The organism is Sphingomonas sp. (assembly GCF_019635455.1).
GTDB lineage: Bacteria > Pseudomonadota > Alphaproteobacteria > Sphingomonadales > Sphingomonadaceae > Sphingomonas.
Genome location: NZ_JAHBZJ010000007.1, coordinates 111958 through 132576 on the forward strand (window position 1 = coordinate 111958; position 20619 = coordinate 132576).

Below are 20619 nucleotides of genomic sequence, written 5' to 3' on the forward strand. Positions count from 1 at the left end.
TGCAACGCGATGCGAAGGGCAATGCGGGAATCTGCATGCAACGCGATCGTGGTTGAGGCATTGTCGCGGAGGATTAACGACAAAAGGGGTGCCGGTCATGCGGCTCGACGATCTCGATCCCAGCGACAATGTCCGCGATCTCGGCTCCGGTGGCTGGGGCGGGTTCGGCGGCGGGGGCGGGGGAAACATCCTTCTGGGCCTGTTGCCGATGCTGCTCGGCAGCCGGCTGGGGTGCGGCACGCTGGCGCTGATCGCGATCGGCGCGGCGATCTTCATGGCGATCGGCGGCGGTGGCAGCCTGATCGGCACCGGTGGAGCGCCCGGCGGCGGCGCGCAGGTGAGCGAGAACAAGCCGTGCGATACGGCGGCCGAGCTCCAGGCCTGCCGGGTGATGAAAAGTACCGAGCAGACCTGGTCGAAACTGTTCGCGGCGCAGGGCGGGCGCTATCAGCCCGCGATCCTCAATTTCTATCAGGGCGGGGTCCAGTCGGGCTGTGGTGCGGCATCGTCGGCGGCCGGCCCCTTTTATTGTCCGTCCGATCGCAGCGTCTATCTCGACACCGGCTTTTTCGACGAGCTGAAGAACCGGTTCGGCGCGGCCGGCGACTTCGCCCAGAATTACGTGATCGCGCATGAGGTTGGGCATCACGTCCAGAACCTGACCGGGACGATGGAGCAGGTGCATGCACGCCAGGGCCGGTTGAGCAAGGCGGAGGGCAATGCGCTGTCGGTCCGCGTCGAATTGCAGGCCGATTGCTATGCGGGCGTCTGGGCGGCGCAGAATCGCGACCGGCTGGAACCCGGCGATATCGAGGAAGGGATGCGCGCCGCCAACGCGATCGGTGACGACACGCTCCAGCGCCAGGCGCAGGGGACGGTGGTGCCGGAAAGCTTTACCCATGGCACCTCGGAACAGCGGATGCGCTGGCTCCGGCGCGGCCTGGAAAGCGGCGATCCCAAGGCCTGCGATACGTTCAGCGGCGCGGTTTGAGCCGCTGAACGGGTGGCCGAGGACGGGCGCTGATACGAAAAGGGGTCCGGACCGAAGCCCGGACCCCTTCTTGCTGACCGCAGGTGCGGTCTGCCTGGGAGCCTGAGGTCAATAGGTACCCGAGAAGCTCCGGTTGAGATAGTGCGCCCCGCGAGACTCGTCGCGTTCGCCGAACATCGCGCCGCTGCGTTCCTCGTCGCGCCACGCGTCCTGCGCCGCAGCGGCGGTCTTGCGGATGTGGACCTTGTCATCGACCCGGTCGATCCAGCGTGACGGGATCGAATGATGATGGCCGCCGGCGTCGGGATCGCTCTTGGTCAGAATGATCCGGTCGCCGCGCACCTTATCGACCTTGCCGACATGTTCGCCGTCCGATCCGACCACGTCCATATGTTCCTCGATCTGACCCAGCGAAGCGCGCTGGGTGCGGCGCTCGTTGCGCCACGCGCCGAATTCATTTTCGAACCGGCTCGCGTTCTCGCGGCGATATTCGTCATAGTCGCGGTCGAGATCGGCGATCTGCCGGTTGCGCCAGCCGCGATAATGGTCGTCGCCGGACCAGCTGTTGCCGTGGCGCAGATCGTAGCGCGCGTCCATTTCGCGACGGCGTTCGGCCTCGTCGTCGCCGAACCAGGACCGGATCTCGTCGCCCGCGCGGGAAAAGAAGTCGCGATCGTCATAGGAATATCCCTCCGGGCGGCGCATCGCGCGACCCGGGGAAGGGCGCCGGTCCTGGCGACCCCGGCCCCAGTCGTCGTCACGCGCGCGCAGGTCGCCGCGCGTCCGGCCACCGTCGCGGTCCCAGCCGCCATGGTCATGGCGTCCCTGATCGAAACGCCCCTCGCCCCGCACGAAGCGTGATCCGTAATAATCCTGTCCGCGATAGCGTTCGCGGTCGTAGCCGCCGGCTGCGGCATCATCTCGCGCGCTTGATCGGCCATAATCGTAACCCGTGTCGCGGCCATAGTCATTGTCGTCACGCCAGCGGTAATCGTCGCCTCTCTCCGTACGGGGGGTGCGGTCGTAGCCCATGCTATCCTCCATTAAGTCTTTGATTTCAGGCGCGCGAAACGCCGCGCGCCCCATGTCTGGACAATGGATTGACGGGCCGCTTTGTTCCGGCGCGCGCCGCACCGGCTGCGGCGGACGGAGTTGAATCGAAGCCGGGCCGGAAAATCGCCTTTTCGGCGTTGCATCGGCGCGGGAGTGAAGCTAGAGGGTCCGCCTTCCGGCGAAGGCCGGAGCCGGAGCGGGGCTGTAGCTCAGATGGGAGAGCGCTGCAATCGCACTGCAGAGGTCAGGGGTTCGATTCCCCTCAGCTCCACCAGCTCCATATTTTCCTCTCCCTGCTGACCCGCATCCCACCCGTCCCCGGCGGATCGCGCGCGTCCCCCTTGATCGCCATCGGCGGACGCCCGGATGTCACGCCGGCCTCGCTCGGAGGACGGCGTTGTGGTGGCTGGCGCAATACAGTCCCTTCGTCCCCCCGTTGCCGAAAGCCGGTTCGGGCGCCCGGCCTTTCGCGGGCTGCGCAGATTGGCGATTGTTGCGGGCCGGGGATTTCCACATAGTCGCCGGTGCGCGCGGGTCATTGGGGGGCAGGTGCATCGGGAGATGATTGGGAGCATGACCGGCGCCCCGCATGGATCCCTGTACTGGAATCCGGGGGCGATCAGCTATCTTGCCGAACTCATGCTCGCGCTCGTGCTCAGCGGGTATCTGGTGGTGCGCGCGACGCGGGAAATCCGTCAGGGACGCGTCCACGCCTCGACCTTTCTGCTCACCATCCTGATGCTGGCGATCAGCCTGACCTTTCTTGCGTCGATGTTGCGCGTGCTGACGGCGGGGGGATGGGTCAGCTATGCGATGCCCTGGTCGCGGACCGACGCCTGGACCACGCTGGCGATGCCCTGGTCGCGACCGTTTGGCGGGATCGTTTCGACCTCGCTCATCCTCCTTGCCTATCATTTCCCCAAACCCTTGCGGAACGCGCGCACGGAGATGCGGATCGTCGGTACGTCACTGATCGTGCTGACGCTGGTCGAAGTCGCGATCGCGGTGAAGGCGGACCTGGCGATCCTCACCTACACGGCCTGGTGGCGTCCGCAGTGGATCGCCGGATGGATGAACCTGGCCACGGTCGGCGCCGCCATCATCTTCTGGCGACAACTGGCGGTGGCGAGCGGGGCGGCGCGATCCGCATCGGCCGGTCATCGCGTGTTCGATGCGATCGCAAGCGTCTGGCGCCCGGCGGCGAACCGCGAGGCGCGGGTGGCGCGCGCCTTCCTGATCCTGACCATCCTGCCGATGATCCATACCACCGCGCTGTTCCTGCCCGACGAGGGACAGTTCGGCCGCTATCCGCTGGACATCTTCATCTGCTGGTCGGCGCTGGCGCAGCTGGTGGGCCTGACGCTGGTGCTGGTCGGCTATCTGCCCGAGCGTTCGTCCTTCCTGTTCAAGCTGACGATCATCGGACTTGGCGTACTGCTCGCGACGGTCAATGGCTTGGCCTGGATCGTCGGTCCCACCTATGCGGCGCAGTTTCGCGCGCCGGGCCTGCCCGTATCCGGCCAGGCGCTGCGCTACGCGCCACGCGGCGGCACGCTTGGCTATGCGATGCAGCCGACGGCGTTTCTGCCGGAACCCGCGCGTGGTCAGGCGATCGGCGAATCGGGCGGGCGCATCGATCTGATGTTCCCCCTGCAATTCTATGGCCGGTCCTACCGCCGCCTCTATATCGACCGACTGGGGACGATCGGGTTCGACCATGTGCCGCAGGCTACCGATGCCGCATTCGGCCAGGGGGTGCAGCCGGCAATCTATCCGATGCTGGTCGATACCGCCAATTCCGACGCCAGGATCACGGCTTTCGGCGACGCCGAGCGGCTGATCGTGACCCGTCGCGACCGGTGCGACGCGGATGCCACCGACCGCTGCTATCAGGTGCAGACGATCCTCTATGCGGACGGGCGGATCGACGTTCAGTATCTCGATATCCCGGCGGCCCCGCCCTTCACGCTGTTCAGCCCGCTGCGCGCGCCATGGATTGTCGGCATCACGCCCGGGGTTGACCTGCGCGCGGGGCCGCCGATCCTCATGGACTATCACCGCGCGTTCCTGATGTATCTCGACCGGCTGTTCGCGCCGCTCGTCCTGTTTACCATCGCGACCGCGCTGATCGCCGCGATCGGCCTGCCGTTACTGTTCAGCAATTTTCTGGTCGCGCCGCTGGAGCGGCTGTTGCGCGGCATTCGCCGGTTCCGCGACGGCGAGGCCGATACCCAGGTCGCGATCTCGTTCAACGACGAGATCGGCTACCTGATCGAATCGTTCAACGCGATGGCGCGCGAACAGACCGCGTTGACGCGCCGGCTGGAGGATCGCGTTGCCGAACGCGTGGCGGAGGTTGCCGACATGACGGTGCGCAATACCAAGCTGGAGGAGCGCACGCGGCTGTCCGCCGATCTGCATGACGCGATCGCACAGACGCTGGCATCCGCGTCGCTGCACGCCAATGCGCTGCCCGCCCGGCTGCGCGACCGGTCCGGTCCGGACGTCGAGGCGGCGGAGCAGGTGGCGCGGCTGAACCGGCACGCGCTCAACGAGATGCGGCTGTTGCTCACCGAATTGCGCAGCGCGGGTGAGCAATTCTCTCCCACCAACCGCCTGACCGAACTGCTCGACAGTTTCACGCGGCTCCATGGGCTGGCGATCTCCCGCGATCTGGCCGAGGCGGCGCCGCTCCCGCCGGAGGTGTTCGCGATGTTCTATCGCGTCGCGCAGGAGTGCCTGAACAATGTCGTCAAACATAGCGGGGTTCGCGAGGTTGAACTGGTGTTCGACGCGCTTGAGGATCGCGCGCTGCTGACGGTGAGCGACCAGGGGCGCGGCTTCGGCGCGGCGGACATGGGCCGGCGCGAGCGGCTGGGGCTTGGCATTATGCGTGATCGTGCGCGCATGATCGGCGCGACGCTTGAAATCGACAGCGCGCCCGACCAGGGTTGCCGTGTGACGATGATCTGGATTCGCTGACATGGGCGCCACACCGATCCGCCTGCTGATCGTCGATGATCACCTGATGGTGCGTCAGGGAATCCGGCAATTGCTCTGCGTCGCGCCCGATGTGGAGATCGTCGGCGAGGCCGATAGCGGCGAGGCTGCGCTGAGCATGTGCGCGACCATGTCCCCGCACATCGTCCTCATGGATTTACGGATGCCGGGCATGGGCGGCCTGGCGGCGACCGAGGCGATCCGCCGCGCATATCCCGACATTCGCATCATCGGCCTGAGCACCTTTGCCGAGGGGCATATGGTCAACACGATGATCGCGAATGGCGCCCGCGCGCACCTTCCCAAATCGGTCACCTTCGACGAACTGATCGAGGCGATCCGGAAGGTGCGGGACGGGTCCGTTCTGGCCGCCCCGACCGGTCCGGCCGCATCCGCCGCCGGTGGCGACAGGGCCGCGTCGATTACCGGGCAGCAGCGGCGGGTGCTCGCCTTGATGGTGAAGGGCTTCACGAACCCGGAAATCGCGACCTATCTTGGCCTGTCGGTTTCGACCGCCAACTATCATGTCGGCGCGATCCTGGCGAAACTGGGCGTGTCCAACCGGGCGGAGGCGGTCGCGATCGCCGTCCGCGAGCAGATGACCGACGAATTCGACCTGTAGCGCGTGGCGACGTCCGGGTCGGGCGCGCCCGACCGCCCGCCTAGTAGACCTACCAGTTCCGCTGACCGGCGCGCCCGCTACCCTCGCGCTCATGTCGAGAAGCGGGGGAGATGGTCCGGTGCGACACGCATTGATGGTGGCCGGCATGGCCGTGCTGATGCTGACGGCCTGCGGCAACAAGGCGGGCGACGGCAATGAGGCGACCGCCGGCGGCAACGCGACCGCCGGCGTGGCGCCGGACATGGACGGCAGCTGTCCGGACGATGGCGGCCGGCTGGCGATCACCGGCATCTGCGCCGGTCGGGCGGTCGCCTATCTCAACGTCGCGGACGGGGATGCGCCGGAGGCTCCGGAAGGGTGTAGCTGGGTGGTGCAGGAAACCCGCTTCGCGAACGATGCCCTGCTCTATCGCGCGACGAAGTGCGGGAGCAAGACGACGCGCCTCGCCTATGCCGGGGGGGCCGGCCTTGCCGAATTGTCCTATGACACGGCGGCCTATGGCGACGCCGACAATGCGCTGAAGGGGCAGGTGCTGGTGCGCGTCGCCGGGGTCGATTCCAGCGACAAGACCGCCGCGCTGTTGCGGGTCGCGCGCGATGCGATCGACGATCCGGCGGAAAAGGCGAAATGTTCGGTCCGCAACGCGCGGATCAACGGCTGGCCGGCCGACGCGCTGGTGGTGGACATCAGCGCGGCCGAAGCGGCGAAGGCGCGCCCCGACGAACCGCGAACAGCCTGCGGCCCATTCGGCCTGGACGAGGATTCGACCAGCTATTGGCGGGTGTTCCAGGGGCATAGCTGGTTCTTCCAGCTGGGCCAGGACGCGCTCCAGATCGATCCTGGCTCGCTGACCCTCATGCGCAAGGGTCCGGACGGCAAGTGGAGCCAGACGGATTGAGCGGTCGATCCGCATCTCTGCGGCCCGGGTCTCTGCCCCGCCACGCGCGCGCGATCGTCCGAATAATCGCGCCGGTCGTTGCCGCCTTTTTGACGAAAGCACTGTCCCGATGCGTATCGTTCACCGCCCCCTTGCTCTGACGCTGGCGCTGGTCGCGGCGTCGGCATGTTCGGCCTCTGATGGCGAGGGTGGGGCCACCAATCGTGCGATGGCGAAGGCTCCATCCGCCGCGACGTGCGCGGCGGGTGAGCGCACGCTGTCGGTAACCGGCCTGTGTCAGCGCGCGGCGGCGGCGATGCTGCCCCCCGGGTCAAAGGGGACGCCGATGGAGGGATGCGAATGGGTCGTTCGCGAAACCCCCTTCGCCACCGAAACGCTGTTGTACCGGACCCTGCACTGCGCGCGCGGCGAGACCAATGTCGAATTTCAGGTGGGCAATCACCAGTCCCAACTGGTCTATGCCAGCCGCGCCGATGGCGGGGCGGCGACCGATGCCGACGGCGCGCCACTGGTGCTGGCGCAGGTGTTCGCCGGCGATCCGGACGGGCGCGCGCGCGCCCTGTGGGAAACCCGCGACAGCATGCAGGATCCGGCCGCGGCCAAACGCTGCGACGTGCGGCCGCCCTATCAGCCGGAAGGATTGCCCGCCGACGCGGTGATCATCGACATCGCGCGCGCCAGGGGCGATCTGGAACGCGACGACGCCGCGCCCGAATGCGGACCCTTTGGATATAATCCCGCCGGCGGGTCGATCGATTTCTGGCGCACAAGCCAGGGCTATGCCTGGTTCTTCCGCATGGGAACCGATCTGTGGGACGTCGATCCGGGATCCTTCACGATCGTCGAAAAACGTGCCGATGGCAGCTGGCGTGCGCTGCCCGATCCGATCGCCGGGCCGGAGCCGCGATGACCGATCCGTTCCGTATCCGACCTCCGTTCAAAAATGGGAGCCTGCAATGAACAAGCGTTTCACCGCATTCCTGGCCGCAGGTCTGGCCACGGCATTCGCCGCTCAGCCCGCCGCGGCCAGAACGGTCTATGGCGACTGCTCGATCACCGTCGGGGGCAAGGTCTATCTGAACATCAAGAAGACTTGCCGGATCGATCTGGAAAGCGACGGGTCGTTCCAGATCAACCTCAACGCCAAGAAGCCGTCCTACTTCGCCTATGTCTCCATTCTTGACGGCGGCTTCGCCAATGTGAGCTGGAACGGCGTGGAGAAGGCCTCCCATGCGGACACGCTACTGGGCGAGGATTTCCGCCGCAGCGGCGGTTGCTGGATCGGCCGCAAGGGGAAGGTCTGCGCGATCAAGCGCTGAACCGGTCCGCCTGCAATCAAACAAGGGAATTATCATCATGCGCAAGATCACATCGGTCGCCCTCGCCCTGTCATTCTCGCTGGCCGGTTGCGGGGGCGGCAGCAGCAGCGGATCCGACGCCGAGAAGCCGGCGGCGGCCAGTTCGGCCAAGCCTGCCGACACTGAATCGGCGGCCGCGCCGGAGACTGCCGAAGCCGAGACCAAGCCGGCGAAACCGTCCACCGGGTCGGGCAGCGGGAAATGGGACATCGATACCCATGAATGTTCCGCGATGATGGAAAGCGGCGAGCGCGCCATCAAGATCCAGCAGACCGACAGCGACCTCAAAATCTATCTCGCGCCCGCCTGGGCCGCGAAGGTCGATGGCAGCGGCAAGCTGACGGTCGGCGGCGAAGCGACGGACTATGAAACCACGCAGGAACAGGGCCATGACTGGATCGTGGTGACCTCGTCGAACGACGATTTCGGCGGGATCCGTGATCTCATCGAGAACGGCCAGACCCTCAAGGTCAGCTATTCCGGAAACGGTGCGAAGCAGGATGAAAGCTTCAGCCTGAAAGGCACCGGTGGCGTGATGGAAAAGCTGCGCAAATGCGCGGGGCTTTGATCTGATCGCCGGGCGGACGGGTCCCTGCAACCCGTCCGCCGAACCGTTCCCGCGACGCATCGCGGCGAGGGGCAAGTTTTCCGCGGCCGGCGACGGTCGCGATTTCGTTTTCTGGGCAAACGCCGCGCGAGGCGGATCAAGGTCAGGCGTTCGCGGATCTTGCCGCTCGACCGTGCCGCCTATGGCCCGTCCACCCCATATCGAGCCGCCCGATCGCGCTGCCGCGGCGCCACGCCGCCTGCCTGTGCAATTCGCCGCGCGCGATCGAGTCATGCGCAGAGCCGCCAGGCTGCGCGTTTCGCACATCCGCACGCCGTCTTGTCAATGGTCAGGTCTACCAGTTGCCGCAGCGTGCCTGACCCTGCACTTCGACCGGGCCGATGGTCGGCACAGGGGGAACCCGCAACTCCAACGTCCAGGCGACGGCGCAGGTACAGCGCGCCGTCCCGCCAGCGGGCCGAGGGGTCGGCCGCCATTCCATCGGCTTCAGCGAAGGAGAACGCAATGAACCGCTTGCTCGTTACCGCGCTTGGGGTCGCAATCGCGACCACCCCGGCCGCCATCCTGCTTCCCCAGCCCGCGATTGCCGGGCCGTCGAGCTTTCAGCAGACCTGCTCCGACATCAAGGTCACCGTCGCGGGCGGAAAAGCTACGATCACCGCGTCCTGCGCCAAGGCGAACGGCCAGAAGATTCCTGCCTCGCTCGCCATCAAATATGTGACCAACAGCAACGGGGTCCTGACCCTGAATCCGCAGGATGCCGACGGATCGTTCGCCCAGACCTGCTATGCCGTCGCACTGGACGCCAGCGCCAAGCTGACGGCGCGCTGCAAGGACAGCCGTGGTGTTCTGAAGCCGGCGACGTCGCTCGTGCTCGAGGATATCGGAAACTTCAACGGCGTCCTGAAATACGCCAAGTGAAGCCGGCGGCGGGCGATCGGCAGCGGTCGCCCGCCCCACTCCGGCTCCGATCGCCAAACCATGCTGCCGGTCAGCGGGACGGCGCGGGGCCGCGAAAGTCGCCCGGGGTCAGGCCATGCCGGGCGAGCTTGTCATAGAGCGTCTTGCGCTTGACCTTGAGCGCGCGCTCGATCCGCGACACGCGGCCTTCATATCGGGTCAGCGCGTCAAGCAGGATCGAGCGTTCGAACGCCGCGACCACCGCCGTCAGCGAATCGTCGCCCGTCCGCGCCGCCGGACCGTCGGTATAGTCGGTCAGGCCATGCACATAATGGCGCGCGAAATCGCGTAGCTGGCGCAGGTTTCCCGGCCAGTCGGACGCCAGCAAACGGCTCAAGTCCTGCGCACCCATCGGGCGGGCGGGTATCTCCAGCTCGGCTTCCAGCTCGGCGACGAAATGGCGAAAAATCTCCGGAATGTCTTCGCGGCGCTCGTCGAGTGACGGCAGCGCGATGGAGATGCCGCCAAGGTGCCGCAGCAGGCCCGATGTCGCCACGTCCGTCTCGCCCGACGTCGCCGCGATGACCCGGATATCGGCGGTGCGGGGGCGATCGGCGCCGAGCGCGCGAAACGTCCGGGTTTCGAGCAGGCTGCCGAGTCGGCCGCGTAGCGGCTCCGGCACGCTTTCGATATTGTCGAGCACCAGCGTTCCGCCCTGCGCGCGCTCGATCAGGCCGGAGCGCGATGCGCGATCGGATGGCGCGCGCCCGAACACGATCAGCTCGACATCCGGGTGTGTCCAGATCCCCGCATCGATCGCGACGAGCGGGCGGCCATGGCGCGGGCTGAGCTGGTGGATGCGATTGGCCAGAAAGGTCTTTCCGACCCCGGCCGGTCCGGTCAGCACGATGTCCAGCCCGGTACGCGCCACCTCTCCCACCAGACCCTCCAGTCGCCGGATACGGTCGGACGAACCGATCAGTCCCGGCGCCTCGCGATCGCGCAGCCGGGCGTGCAGCTTGCGGTTTTCGATCACCAGCGCGCGCCGGTCCGCCGCGCGGCGGATGGCATCGACCAGCGCGGCGGACGAATAGGGTTTGGTCAGAAAGTCAGCGGCGCCCTGCTTCATCGCGGCGACCGCCATGGCGATGTCGCCATGCCCGGTCGTCAGGATTACCGGCAGGTCCGGGTCCAGATCGCGGATGGCGGCGAAAAGTTCGAGGCCGTCCATGCCGGGCAGGCGGATGTCGGTGACGACCACGCCGGGAAAGTCCGGCGAAAGCGATTCGAGCGCGGGCGCCGCGCGCGCATGCGCATCGACCTTCACATTCTCGAGCGCCAGCGATTGCACCATCGCCTCGCGCAGCGCCGCGTCGTCTTCGATGAACAGGACCGCCGGGGCCGGTGCGCGCGTCATGCCCGGGGGATCCGCATGACGAAACACGCGCCGCGTGGCGTCGGTTCGGCGGTCAGTTCGCCGCCCAGCGCGCGCATGATGTCGCGGGAGATCACCAGGCCAAGGCCCAGGCCATCGGGCTTGCTGGTGGCAAAGGGGTGGAACAGCGCGTCTTCCTTGCCGGCAAGCCCCGGCCCGTTGTCGGCGACCCGCAACAGATAGTCATGCGCGTCGGCGTCGATCGACAGCGATATCGTCCCGTTCGCGCCGATGGCGTCCAGCGCGTTCTGCAACAGATTGACCAGCACCTGTTCGAGGCGCACCGGTTCGGCACGGACCGGCAGGTCGCAGCGTTCGCGGCCCGGCAACGTCAGGGTCACGCCGCTGCGTTCGATACGATCGTGGAGCAGCATCAACGCGCCATCGATCGCGCGACCGATCGGAAAGACTTCGGGTTCGGCGCTGCCGCGACGGGCGAAGCCGCGCAATTCGGTGGTGATGCGGCCGATCCGCTCCGCCAGGTCGACGATGCGGGTGAAATTGGCGCGGGCCTCGCCATTGTCCCCCCGGTCCAGCAGCCGCGCGCCATTTTCGGCGTAGACCTGAACCGCGGCGACGGGCTGATTGATCTCATGCCCGATGCCGGCGGTCACCTGGCCCAGGATCGCAAGCCGGTTGGCCTGGCCCAGCTGTTCGCGCAGATCCTGTGTGCGGTGCTCGATCAGCCGCTGTGCGTGGGCCTCGCGCCGCCGCTTCAGCACGATCGCCAGCGCGGCGGCAGCGATCGTGGTGACCAGCGCGAGCAGGGCATAGAGCCGCGCGCGGGAGATCGCCGCATCGGCCTTGCTCGCCGGATCGACCAGCAGGTGAAGATGCCAGCCGCCGAACCGGATCGGCTGATCGGCATCCAGCAATGCGGTCGCGACCGTCCCTGCGGTCAGTGGCTTCGGGAGCCGGAGGGGGGGCAACTCGGCCAGGCCGAACTGGCGCAGGTCGAGCGCGCGGTCGCGCCGCACCTCCGGATCGCGTCGCGTCAGGTGGAACCGCCATTCGTCACGGCTGGTGATCAACACGACGCCGTCGGCGTCGGTCACGAACACTTCGGCCCCGGCGCGGCGCCAGTTGGTTTCCAGCGTGTCGAATTCGACCTTCACCGCGACGACGCCGACGATCTTCCCGCCCGCTTCGACGCGCTGGGCGATGTACAGGCCCGGCATGCGGCTGACCGTACCCAGCGCGAACTGGCCCGCCGCGCCCTTTGCCAGCGCGTCGCGGAAATAGCGGCGAAAGCTGTAGTCCGATCCGACGAAGCTGGTCGGCAGGCGCCAGTTGCTCGCGGCCAGCGTGACGCCCCTGGCATCCATCACATAGATCGCCGCGGCGCTGGTCTGGCGGGCGAGCGCCTCGAACCGCCGGTCGAGCGCGGGAACCCGCGCCCGTCCTGCGGCCAGCGCGTCGCGGACCTCGGTATCGTCGGCAAGGATGAGCGGCACCAGGCTGAACTTGTCCAGTTCCGCCTGAAGCCCGGCGGCAAGGATCGCGGCATCGTCCAGCGCGTCCGCCCGCGCGTCGCCATAGGCGCGCGCGCGCGCACCGCGATCGATCACGCCGAGACCGGCGAAGACCGCAATGCCAAGCGCCAGCGAGAGGATCAGCCAGATGGAGGTGCGGCCGCCGGGGATGCGGGGAAACGGCATGGGAAATATTGTGCGAAAATCCGCACAAAGTGCAACGAAATCGTGCGAATTTACGCACGGTTTCGCCAGTAAAGCAATCTAACATACTGATTATAAAGCATAAGAAAATCGAACCGCGTTGCTTCGACCCGCGTGCGGGCGGCGTTATGCTGGGCGGTAATCACGAAAAGACGGGGGTTGGGAGAGATATGCACGAATCGCTGGCGGATCGCACCGTCCCCTCACGCACCCCCTGGTATCGCCATCTCTATCTCCAGGTCGTGGTCGCGATCGCGGTGGGCGCGCTGCTCGGCCATTTCTTTCCGGGCCTTGGCGTGGCGCTCAAGCCGCTTGGCGACGGGTTCATCGCGCTGGTAAAGATGATTATCGCGCCCGTGATCTTCATCACCGTGGCGACCGGGATCGCCGGCATGCGCGACATGACGCGGGTGGGCGGGGTCGCGACCAAGGCGCTGGTCTATTTCATCACCGTTTCGACCTTCGCGCTGATCGTCGGCCTGGCCGTCGCCAATATCGTGCATCCGGGCAGCGGGCTGGGCATCGATCCCGCTTCGCTCGACGCGGACGCGGTCGCGAAATACGCGCAGACCGCGCACGATCAGACGATCGCCGGCTTCCTGCTCGCGACGATCCCGGAAACGCTGATCTCGGCGCTGACCAGCGGCAGCATCCTTCAGGCGCTGCTCGTCGCGATCCTGACCGGCGTCGCGATCGCGCTGACCCGCCCGCGCAGCGACCTGATGTTCGACACGCTGGTCTCGGCCGGCGACGTCGTGTTCAAGCTGGTCCACATGCTGATGCGCCTCGCGCCGATCGGGGCGTTCGGGGCGATCGCCTTCACCATCGGCAGTTTCGGGATCGGCACGCTTGCCCAGCTCGCGGGGCTGGTGGCGACCTTTTACCTCACCTCGCTGCTGTTCGTCGTCGTGGTGCTGGGCGCGATCGCGCGCGCGGCCGGATTTTCGATCTTCGCACTCATCCGCTATCTGCGCGAGGAACTGCTGCTGGTGCTCGGAACGTCGTCGTCCGAAGCCGCGCTTCCCAGCCTTCTCGAAAAGCTCGAAGCCGCCGGCTGCAAACGCAGCGTGGTGGGCCTGGTGGTCCCGACCGGCTATTCGTTCAACCTCGACGGCACCAACATCTACATGACGCTTGCCGCGCTGTTCATCGCCCAGGCGCTGGGGATCGAGCTGTCGTTCGGCGAGCAGGTGTCGCTGGTGCTCGTGGCGATGATCAGTTCAAAGGGCGCGGCCGGGGTTACCGGTGCGGGCTTCGTGATCCTTGCCGCGACGCTGTCGGTGGTCCCGTCGGTTCCGGTCGCCGGGATGGCCCTGATCCTGGGCGTCGACCGGTTCATGAGCGAGTGCCGCGCGCTCACCAACTTCATCGGCAACGCGGTGGCGACGATCGTGGTGGCGAAGTGGGAAAAGGCGCTGGACACCGAACGGCTCGCCGCCGCGATGGCGGGCCATCCGCTCCCCCCGCCGGAACTCGACAGCGAACGGCACGAGCGCCACCCGCCGATGGCGCCGGCCCGTCCGCCAGAGGAGGGCGCGCAATGATCGATCGACGCAGCCTCGTCACGGCGGCGCTGGCCGCTGGCGGCATGACCGCGGTGCCGGTCCGCCCGGCCCTGGGTCAGCAGAGCGAGGACATCGCGCTATGGCCCGGCACCCCGCCCGGTCGCGGTACGGTGCGCGGGCCGGAAAAGATCGGCACCGATGGCGCCGGCAAGGGCGCGGTTTCGAACGTCAGCGTGCCGCGCCTGCGCGTCTATCGTCCCGAAAAGCCGAACGGCATCGCCGTCATCATCTGTGGCGGCGGCGGCTATTTCCGCATTCAGCTCGCCAAGGAAAGCACGCCGGTCGCCGGATGGCTTCAAAGCCGCGGCTATACTGCGTTCGAACTGATCTATCGCCTGCCCGCCGATGGCTGGGAGGCAAGCGCGCCGTTCGCCGATGCGCAGCGCGCGATGAAGATCGTGCGCAGCCGCGCGGCGGAATTCGGCGTGCGCCCCGATCGCATCGGGATCATGGGCATGTCGGCGGGGGGGCATCTGGCGGGCTTTACCGCGCTTCAGCCCGACCGGCCGCTCTATGCGGGAAAGGACCGGTTCGAAGCGACGGCGGCCCGGCCCGATTTCGCGGCGCTGCTGTTCCCCGTCGTCTCGTTGCGCCCGCCCTTCACCACGACCCGCACCCGCCGCGAGATTATCGGTGAAAAGCCCAGTGCCGACGCCCAGGCCGCCTGGTCGCTGGATAGCTATGCCGCCAAGGACGCGCCGCCGGTCATCCAGTTTTCGGCCACCGACGATCCGACCACGCCGCCGGGCCACAATATCGCGCTTTATGAAGCTCTGGTCCGTGCCGGCGCGCGTCCGGAGCTGCACATTTTCGCGGGCGGGGGACATGGCTGGGGCCTTGGCACCGCCGACCAGCCGCTCAGCCAATGGCCGGGCATTTTCGACACATGGCTGCGCGACCAGCTTCGCGAGCGGACACGATAAGACAGGATAACAGGGGGAGGAAAAGATGCGTTTCAACATGATAGCCAGGGTGGCGCTGCTGTGCGGCACCAGCCTGATGACGGTTCCCGCGCTTGCGCAAAGCGCGCCGGCGGCGGCCGAACCGGCGGCCCAGAGCGACGAGTCCGCGAGCGCGCCCGACACCGAAATCGTCGTGGTCGGATCGCAGATTCAGGGCGCGAAGATCAACGACGTCCTGCCGGTCACGGTGCTGGATGAAAAGGCGATTGAGGCGACCGGCGCGGCGTCGGGCGACGAGCTGTTCCGCTCGATCCCGCAGGCCGGAACGGTCGCGTTCAACGAACAGAATTCGAGCACGGTGAACAATGTGCGCGGCGATGCCGCGTCGATCAACCTGCGCGATCTTGGCACCGGCAACACGCTGTTGCTGATCAACGGGCGCCGCATGACGCTCCATCCGGGATTCCAGACCGAATTGCTGGTGCCGGTGGTCTCGTCGGACACCAACGAGATCGCGCCCGGTTCGGTGCGCCGGATCGAGGTGCTGCGCGACGGCGCGTCCGCGCTCTATGGCGCCGATGCGGTCGCGGGCGTGGTCAACACCGTCCTGCGCGGCAAGCGGCGGGGCGGGTTCGTGGAGGGTGACTATCGCCTCTATGGCGGCACCAGCATGTACAGCGCCCAGGCGAGCGGCGGCTATGGCTTCGATTTCGGCGGCGGTCGCGGCAACCTGACCGTCTATGGCGGATATTTCCACGAAAACGGGATGCCGGTTTCGGACCGCGTCTATTCCTCTGACGACAATCGTCTGCCGCTGGTCGTGGGAACCGCGTTCGAAGGCGACGCCTCGTTCAACAACCGCAATACGTTCGGCCCGTTCGGCCAGTTCGACATTCAGGGATCCTCGCCCGCCAGCCGTACCCCGATCGGCGACGATGATTTCTATCTTCAGCCGAGCACCTTTCCCGGGTGCCGGCTTCAGTTCGGCAATGGCATCTGCGCGCGCGACGGCACCACCCCGGTCAGCACGGTCCGCTACAACACGATCTATGGCAACAGCCTGATCAGCGCGAAGACCCGCTACAATGCCCAGGCGCTGCTGAGCTATGAAGTGTCCGACAAGGTCGAGGCCTATTTCGAGGGCAGCTACTACCGCTCCGAAAGCAATCGCAAGCTCGACGCCTCGGCGATCCTCAGCGCGGTGCCGGTCGGTATTTCGCGCACCGCCTACTGGAACCCGTTCGGCCCGGTGGGAAGCCCCAACCGGTTGCCCGGAACGACGATCGCCGCCAGCGGTGTCGATGTCATCATGGAACGCTATCGGTTCGTCGATGTCGGCAATCGCGACGTGTCGGTGGACAAGGACACCTACCGGCTGGTCGCGGGCCTGCGCGGCAAGCTGGGCGAATGGGACTTCGATACCGGTTTTCTGTACTCGCAGGCCGATTCGACCGACCTGACGCGCAACCGCGTCTCGCTCACGCTGATGCAGCGGCAGATCAACCTCACCACGGCGGATGCCTATAATCCGTTCAACGGCGGCTGTCTGACCGATCCGGGCATCGGCGACTGCACGCCCAATCCGCAATCCTCGATCGATCCGTTCCGGATCAGCGTCTATCGCAAGGGCGGCACCAGCCTGGCGCTGGCCGATTTCAAGATCAGCCGCGACGATTTCCTGACGCTGCCCGGCGGCAATCTGGGCGTCGCGACGGGCATCGAGTGGCGGCGCGAGACGTTTTACGATGATCGCGATCCCCGGCTCGACGGCACGATCACCTTCACCGACAGCGTGACCGGCGATTTCAACGGCAGCGACGTCGCCGGCACCAGCCCGTCGCCGGACACAGATGGACGGCGCGACGTCTATTCGGCCTTTGCCGAACTGTTCGTGCCGCTGGTGAGCGCCGACATGAACGTGCCGCTGGTCAGCGCGCTGAACCTCCAGCTGGCCGGTCGTGCCGAGCATTTCACCGACATCAAGGAAACCGCCGTCGTCCCGCGCGTCGCGGCAGCGTGGACACTGGTTCCGGGCCTGACGTTCCGCGGCGCCTGGTCGCGCGGGTTCCGCGCGCCGAACCTGGTGCAGGTGAATGACGAGGGGACGACGCGGTCAAACACGCGTGACGACTTCGTGGTGTGCCAGGCACAGGTCCGAAAGGGGCTGCTCTCGAACCTGGGCGCGTGTCCGGGGGCCGGCGTGATCAGCTATCGCTCGGGGACCGAGAATCTGGTGCCGGAGGACAGCACCAGCATCAATCTGGGCATCGTGCTGGAGCCGAAATTCATCCGGGGCCTGACGCTGACCGCCGATTTCTGGCGAGTGAAGCAGACCGGGCTGGTCGGTACGTTCGGCGACGACAATGCCATCGCGCTCGATCTGCTGCGCCGCCTGAACGGCAGCACCAACCCCAATGTCGTCCGCCTGGCGCCCACGCAGGACGATATCAACCTGTTCACCGGCACCGGATTGGCGCCGGCGGGCAAGATCGATTACGTTCTCGATCCGTATCTCAATCTCGACAGCCGCGTGTCGAAGGGGCTCGATTTCGGCCTGTTCTACCGCGTGCCGGATTTCGGCGCGGGCAAGTTCCGGCTGAGCGTCAACGTGGCGCGGCTGCTCGGCTTCAAACAGTCGGCGGGTCCCGACGGGCAGGAACTGATCGACGCGGTTGCCGCCGGCACCTTGCCGCTCGACGTCTCGGTCGGCGGGCTGGGCGAGCTGCTTCAGCTCGACGGGCGTCCGAAATGGCGCGCCAGCGGCTCGATCAACTGGGAGAAGGGGCCGGTCCAGGTCGATCTGTTCGGCCAGTATGTCGGGAAATTCTATGACACGAGCGTCATCCGCGACGTGCTGATCGTGTCGGACGATCCCCGGGCCAATTATTTCCCGGTCGATGACATCTTCACGATGAACGTGTCGATCTCCTACACGATCCGCAACCGCACGCCGCTCAACGGCACGCGGCTGCGCTTTGCGATCAACAACATCTTCGGGGAGGATCCGCCGCTGGCGGACGAGGATTACGGCTTCTATTCCGACATCCACAGCCCGCGCGGCCGGGTGTTCCACTTCGAACTGCGCAAGTCGTTCTGACCGCGCACCTGGCGGGAGCGTCCATCGACGTTTCCGCCAGGCCGGGCGACCGGGGCGATGACCGTCGGTCGCCGGGTGGTGCTGATGTCAGCCGGGTGCAGCGCCGCCCGGCGGATCTTCCGTCAGCGCGGCGATCTCATCGGCCTCGCGCAGCGCGTCGCCCGGCTCATCGACATGGCCGACCGGATCGACATGGATCAGCACGTCGGTGCCGGGAAACGCATCGGCCAGCCGCCGCTCCAGCGCCTCGACGATGTGATGCGCGGCGGCCACCGTCATTTGGCCGGGCATCGAGATGTGGAACTGCGCGAAATCCTGCGTACCGCTGGTGCGGGTGCGCAGGTCGTGCAGGTTTTCGAGGCCGGGCTGGCGCGCGGCGGTTTCGACAAAGGCGCGGCGCTTTTCCTCCGGCCATTCGCGGTCCATCAGCTGGTGCAGCGCCTCGCTCGCGGCATGCCATGCGCCGTAGAGCAGCCACAGCGCGATCGCGATGCCGAACAGCGGGTCGGCGCCGCGCAGGCGCAGATATTGCTCGGCGACCAGCGCGGCGATCACCCCGGCATTGAGGAACAGGTCGGACTGGTAATGGAGCCGGTCGGTACGGATCGCCAGCGATCCGCTCGCCGCGATCGCCCGCTGCTGATAGGCGGTCAGCGCCAGCGTCGCGACGATCGCGATGAGCGAGACGATCACGCCCGCCTCCGCATCGGCGGAAACCTCGCCGGCGATCAGCCGCTCGCCCGCGCGCACCGCGATGAAGGTCGCGGAGATCGAGATGAGCGCGATCTGGAACAGCGCCGCCAGCGCCTCCGCCTTGCCATGGCCGAACCGGTGCGCATGATCGGCCGGCTGGGCGGCGATCCGCACGCCCGCCAGCGTGACCAGCGAGGCGACCAGATCGAGCAGGCTGTCGGCCAGGCTCGCCAGCATCGCGATCGATCCGGTCGACCATGCGGCATAGGCCTTGAGCGCACCCAGCAGGAGCGCGACGGACACGCTGGCGATCGCGGCGCGGGTCGGCGTCGCGCTCACGGAAAGAGCAGCCCCTCGTCCCAGCCATCGCCGGCCCGCACGAACAGGCGACGTTCGTGCAGCCGGTGCGCGCGATCCTGCCAGAACTCGATCCTCGCCGGCGTGACGCGATAGCCGCCCCAATGCGGCGGGCGTGGCACCTCGCCGCCGTCGAACCGCGCGCGCATCGCTTCGTACCGCGCCTCGAACGTGCCGCGATTCGCCAGCGGGCGCGACTGGTCGCTGGCCCAGGCGCCCAGCTGTGAATCGCGGTTGCGCGTGGCGAAATAGGCGTCCGATTCCATGTCGGACACACGGGTGACCGCGCCCTCGATCCGGATCTGCCGGCGCAGCGATTTCCAGTGGAACAGCAACGCCGCGCGCGGCACCGCTGCCAGGTCCGCCGCCTTGCGGCTCTCGCGGTTGGTGTAGAAGACGAACCCGTCGGGGCCATGGCCCTTCAACAGCACCATGCGGACCGAGGGCTGGCCATCGGCGTCCACCGTCGCCAGCGCCATCGCGTTCGAATCATTGATCTCGTTCGCCCGCGCCTCGGCGTACCAGGAATCGAACAGTGCAAAGGGGTCATCGGCCATTTGCGTCAGATAGGCGGAACGAGTCCGCATCCCAAGCTTTGAATCGGCCACGCAACGACCACGGAGCTTTGGATTATGGCAGCGCGCGCCTATTGGCAGGGACAGATCCGCCTCGCGCTCGTCTCGATTCCGGTGGAGATCTACACGGCGGTCAAATCCGGCGCCCAGATTTCGTTTCACCAGATTCACGAGCCGTCGGGCAAGCGCATCCGCTATGAAAAGGTGGTGCCGGGCATCGGCCCGGTCGATACCGACGAGATCATGAAGGGCTATGAGATCGACAAGGGCGAATATGTCCTGCTCGACCAGGACGAGATCGACGCGGTCAAGCTGGAGAGCAAGAAGACGCTGGAGCTGACCCAGTTCGTCGATGCGCATGAGATCGACGTGCTGTATTTCGAAAAGCCCTATTTCGTCGTTCCCGCCGACGATCTGGCAGAGGAGGCGTTCGTCGTCCTGCGCGAAGCGCTGCGGCGGACGAAGAAGGTCGGGCTGGGCCAGCTGGCGATGCGCGGGCGCGAATATGTCGTCAGCCTGAAACCGTGCGGGCGCGGCCTGGTGCTCGAGACCCTGCGCTACGCCGATGAGGTGAACCGGGCGCAGGGCTATTTTCGTGACATCCCCGATATCGAGCCGGATGCCGAACTGCTCGACCTTGCCGAATCGCTGATCGAGAAGAAGGCGGCGGCGTTCGACCCGAAGGAATTTCACGACCGCTATGTCGATGCGCTGAAGGACCTGATCGATCGCAAGCGCAAGCAGAAGGGCAAGCGCAAGATCATCGAGGACAAGGACGACGGCGATCCGCGCGGCGGCAATGTGGTGGACCTGATGGCCGCGCTGAAGAAGAGCCTGGAAAAGCCGGGCGCCGGGGCCACCGCGACCAGGCGGACACCGGCGAAAAAGGCGCCAGCGCGAAAGCCGGCCGCGCGCAAGCGGGCGTGACC

17 protein-coding genes and 1 tRNA gene are annotated in these 20619 nt (G+C 66.7%); 13 read left to right on the forward strand and 5 right to left on the reverse strand.

Going from position 1 to position 20619, the window contains the following annotated elements:
* Window positions 1-97 precede the first annotated feature (97 nt).
* A complete protein-coding gene (locus KF783_RS10415; protein WP_294079012.1) occupies window positions 98-991 on the forward strand; it encodes a neutral zinc metallopeptidase in 894 nt (297 codons plus the stop codon).
* Window positions 992-1099: 108 nt separating this feature from the next.
* On the opposite strand, the gene KF783_RS10420 is transcribed toward KF783_RS10415, so the two are convergent.
* Complete coding sequence (locus tag KF783_RS10420; RefSeq protein WP_294079015.1) at window positions 1100-2023, reverse strand: DUF2171 domain-containing protein; 924 nt, start codon at window positions 2021-2023, stop codon at window positions 1100-1102.
* A 219-nt stretch (window positions 2024-2242) separates the two neighbouring features.
* On the opposite strand from KF783_RS10420, the gene KF783_RS10425 reads away from it, so the two are divergent.
* From KF783_RS10425 to KF783_RS10460, 8 genes are all read left to right on the forward strand, one after another.
* A tRNA-Ala gene (locus KF783_RS10425) sits at window positions 2243-2318 on the forward strand.
* Window positions 2319-2617: 299 nt separating this feature from the next.
* The gene (locus KF783_RS10430; RefSeq protein WP_294079017.1) at window positions 2618-5026 is read left to right on the forward strand and encodes a sensor histidine kinase; all 2409 of its coding nucleotides are present in this window, start codon (window positions 2618-2620) and stop codon (window positions 5024-5026) included.
* A 1-nt stretch (window position 5027) separates the two neighbouring features.
* Window positions 5028-5666, forward strand: coding sequence for a response regulator transcription factor (locus tag KF783_RS10435; protein ID WP_294079020.1), 639 nt, complete (start codon window positions 5028-5030; stop codon window positions 5664-5666).
* Between the two features lie 118 nt (window positions 5667-5784).
* Entirely contained in the window at window positions 5785-6564 is a 780-nt protein-coding gene (locus tag KF783_RS10440; RefSeq protein ID WP_294079025.1) for a hypothetical protein, read from the forward strand.
* A gap of 109 nt (window positions 6565-6673) precedes the next feature.
* Window positions 6674-7474: a hypothetical protein gene (locus tag KF783_RS10445; RefSeq protein WP_294079027.1), complete on the forward strand. Its 801-nt coding sequence runs from the start codon at window positions 6674-6676 to the stop codon at window positions 7472-7474.
* 46 nt (window positions 7475-7520) lie between these two features.
* On the forward strand, window positions 7521-7883 hold the full coding sequence (locus KF783_RS10450; protein WP_294079030.1) for a hypothetical protein: 363 nt from the start codon (window positions 7521-7523) through the stop codon (window positions 7881-7883).
* Window positions 7884-7920: 37 nt separating this feature from the next.
* Window positions 7921-8490, forward strand: a complete 570-nt coding sequence (locus tag KF783_RS10455; RefSeq protein ID WP_294079032.1) for a hypothetical protein — start codon at window positions 7921-7923, stop codon at window positions 8488-8490.
* Between the two features lie 504 nt (window positions 8491-8994).
* Window positions 8995-9411, forward strand: a complete 417-nt coding sequence (locus KF783_RS10460; protein ID WP_294079034.1) for a CVNH domain-containing protein — start codon at window positions 8995-8997, stop codon at window positions 9409-9411.
* A 70-nt stretch (window positions 9412-9481) separates the two neighbouring features.
* On the opposite strand, the gene KF783_RS10465 is transcribed toward KF783_RS10460, so the two are convergent.
* Together KF783_RS10465 and KF783_RS10470 are read right to left on the reverse strand one after the other, a co-directional pair.
* A complete protein-coding gene (locus KF783_RS10465) occupies window positions 9482-10807 on the reverse strand; it encodes a sigma-54 dependent transcriptional regulator (RefSeq protein WP_294079036.1) in 1326 nt (441 codons plus the stop codon).
* Window positions 10804-12483 carry an ATP-binding protein gene (locus tag KF783_RS10470; RefSeq protein ID WP_294079038.1) on the reverse strand — a complete coding sequence of 560 codons (1680 nt, stop codon included), beginning with the start codon at window positions 12481-12483 and terminating at the stop codon, window positions 10804-10806. Before KF783_RS10470 ends, KF783_RS10465 begins: the two co-directional genes overlap by 4 nt.
* A gap of 188 nt (window positions 12484-12671) precedes the next feature.
* Here KF783_RS10470 and KF783_RS10475 point away from each other — a divergent pair, with 188 nt between their 5' ends.
* The 3 genes from KF783_RS10475 to KF783_RS10485 are packed head-to-tail and all read left to right on the forward strand — an operon-like array spanning window position 12672 to window position 18065.
* Window positions 12672-14045 carry a dicarboxylate/amino acid:cation symporter gene (locus KF783_RS10475; protein ID WP_294079041.1) on the forward strand — a complete coding sequence of 458 codons (1374 nt, stop codon included), beginning with the start codon at window positions 12672-12674 and terminating at the stop codon, window positions 14043-14045.
* Window positions 14042-14989 carry an alpha/beta hydrolase gene (locus tag KF783_RS10480; RefSeq protein ID WP_294079044.1) on the forward strand — a complete coding sequence of 316 codons (948 nt, stop codon included), beginning with the start codon at window positions 14042-14044 and terminating at the stop codon, window positions 14987-14989. Before KF783_RS10475 ends, KF783_RS10480 begins: the two co-directional genes overlap by 4 nt.
* Window positions 14990-15014: 25 nt before the next feature.
* Window positions 15015-18065, forward strand: coding sequence for a TonB-dependent receptor (locus KF783_RS10485; RefSeq protein WP_294079047.1), 3051 nt, complete (start codon window positions 15015-15017; stop codon window positions 18063-18065).
* 87 nt (window positions 18066-18152) lie between these two features.
* Here the strand turns inward: KF783_RS10485 and KF783_RS10490 are convergent, their stop codons facing one another.
* Window positions 18153-19097 (reverse strand): cation diffusion facilitator family transporter, encoded by a 945-nt coding sequence (locus tag KF783_RS10490; protein ID WP_294079050.1) that lies wholly within the window; start codon window positions 19095-19097, stop codon window positions 18153-18155.
* Window positions 19094-19672 carry a pyridoxamine 5'-phosphate oxidase gene (gene pdxH / locus KF783_RS10495; RefSeq protein ID WP_294079055.1) on the reverse strand — a complete coding sequence of 193 codons (579 nt, stop codon included), beginning with the start codon at window positions 19670-19672 and terminating at the stop codon, window positions 19094-19096. The genes KF783_RS10490 and pdxH overlap by 4 nt, the downstream gene beginning before the upstream one ends.
* A gap of 75 nt (window positions 19673-19747) precedes the next feature.
* On the opposite strand from pdxH, the gene KF783_RS10500 reads away from it, so the two are divergent.
* Window positions 19748-20617: a Ku protein gene (locus KF783_RS10500; RefSeq protein ID WP_294079060.1), complete on the forward strand. Its 870-nt coding sequence runs from the start codon at window positions 19748-19750 to the stop codon at window positions 20615-20617.
* The last annotated feature ends 2 nt before the right edge of the window (window positions 20618-20619 follow it).

Bases quoted from the DNA above. Each gene is read 5' to 3' on its own strand.
- KF783_RS10460 (WP_294079034.1), top strand. From the start codon at position 8,995: ATGAACCGCTTGCTCGTTACCGCGCTTGGGGTCGCAATCGCGACCACC.
- KF783_RS10480 (WP_294079044.1), top strand. From the start codon at position 14,042: ATGATCGATCGACGCAGCCTCGTCACGGCGGCGCTGGCCGCTGGCGGC.
- KF783_RS10435 (WP_294079020.1), top strand. From the start codon at position 5,028: ATGGGCGCCACACCGATCCGCCTGCTGATCGTCGATGATCACCTGATG.
- KF783_RS10475 (WP_294079041.1), top strand. From the start codon at position 12,672: ATGCACGAATCGCTGGCGGATCGCACCGTCCCCTCACGCACCCCCTGG.
- KF783_RS10415 (WP_294079012.1), top strand. From the start codon at position 98: ATGCGGCTCGACGATCTCGATCCCAGCGACAATGTCCGCGATCTCGGC.
- KF783_RS10420 (WP_294079015.1), bottom strand. From the start codon at position 2,023: ATGGGCTACGACCGCACCCCCCGTACGGAGAGAGGCGACGATTACCGC.
- KF783_RS10470 (WP_294079038.1), bottom strand. From the start codon at position 12,483: ATGCCGTTTCCCCGCATCCCCGGCGGCCGCACCTCCATCTGGCTGATC.
- KF783_RS10450 (WP_294079030.1), top strand. From the start codon at position 7,521: ATGAACAAGCGTTTCACCGCATTCCTGGCCGCAGGTCTGGCCACGGCA.
- KF783_RS10455 (WP_294079032.1), top strand. From the start codon at position 7,921: ATGCGCAAGATCACATCGGTCGCCCTCGCCCTGTCATTCTCGCTGGCC.
- KF783_RS10430 (WP_294079017.1), top strand. From the start codon at position 2,618: ATGACCGGCGCCCCGCATGGATCCCTGTACTGGAATCCGGGGGCGATC.
- KF783_RS10500 (WP_294079060.1), top strand. From the start codon at position 19,748: ATGGCAGCGCGCGCCTATTGGCAGGGACAGATCCGCCTCGCGCTCGTC.
- KF783_RS10465 (WP_294079036.1), bottom strand. From the start codon at position 10,807: ATGACGCGCGCACCGGCCCCGGCGGTCCTGTTCATCGAAGACGACGCG.
- KF783_RS10485 (WP_294079047.1), top strand. From the start codon at position 15,015: ATGCGTTTCAACATGATAGCCAGGGTGGCGCTGCTGTGCGGCACCAGC.
- KF783_RS10445 (WP_294079027.1), top strand. From the start codon at position 6,674: ATGCGTATCGTTCACCGCCCCCTTGCTCTGACGCTGGCGCTGGTCGCG.
- pdxH (WP_294079055.1), bottom strand. From the start codon at position 19,672: ATGGCCGATGACCCCTTTGCACTGTTCGATTCCTGGTACGCCGAGGCG.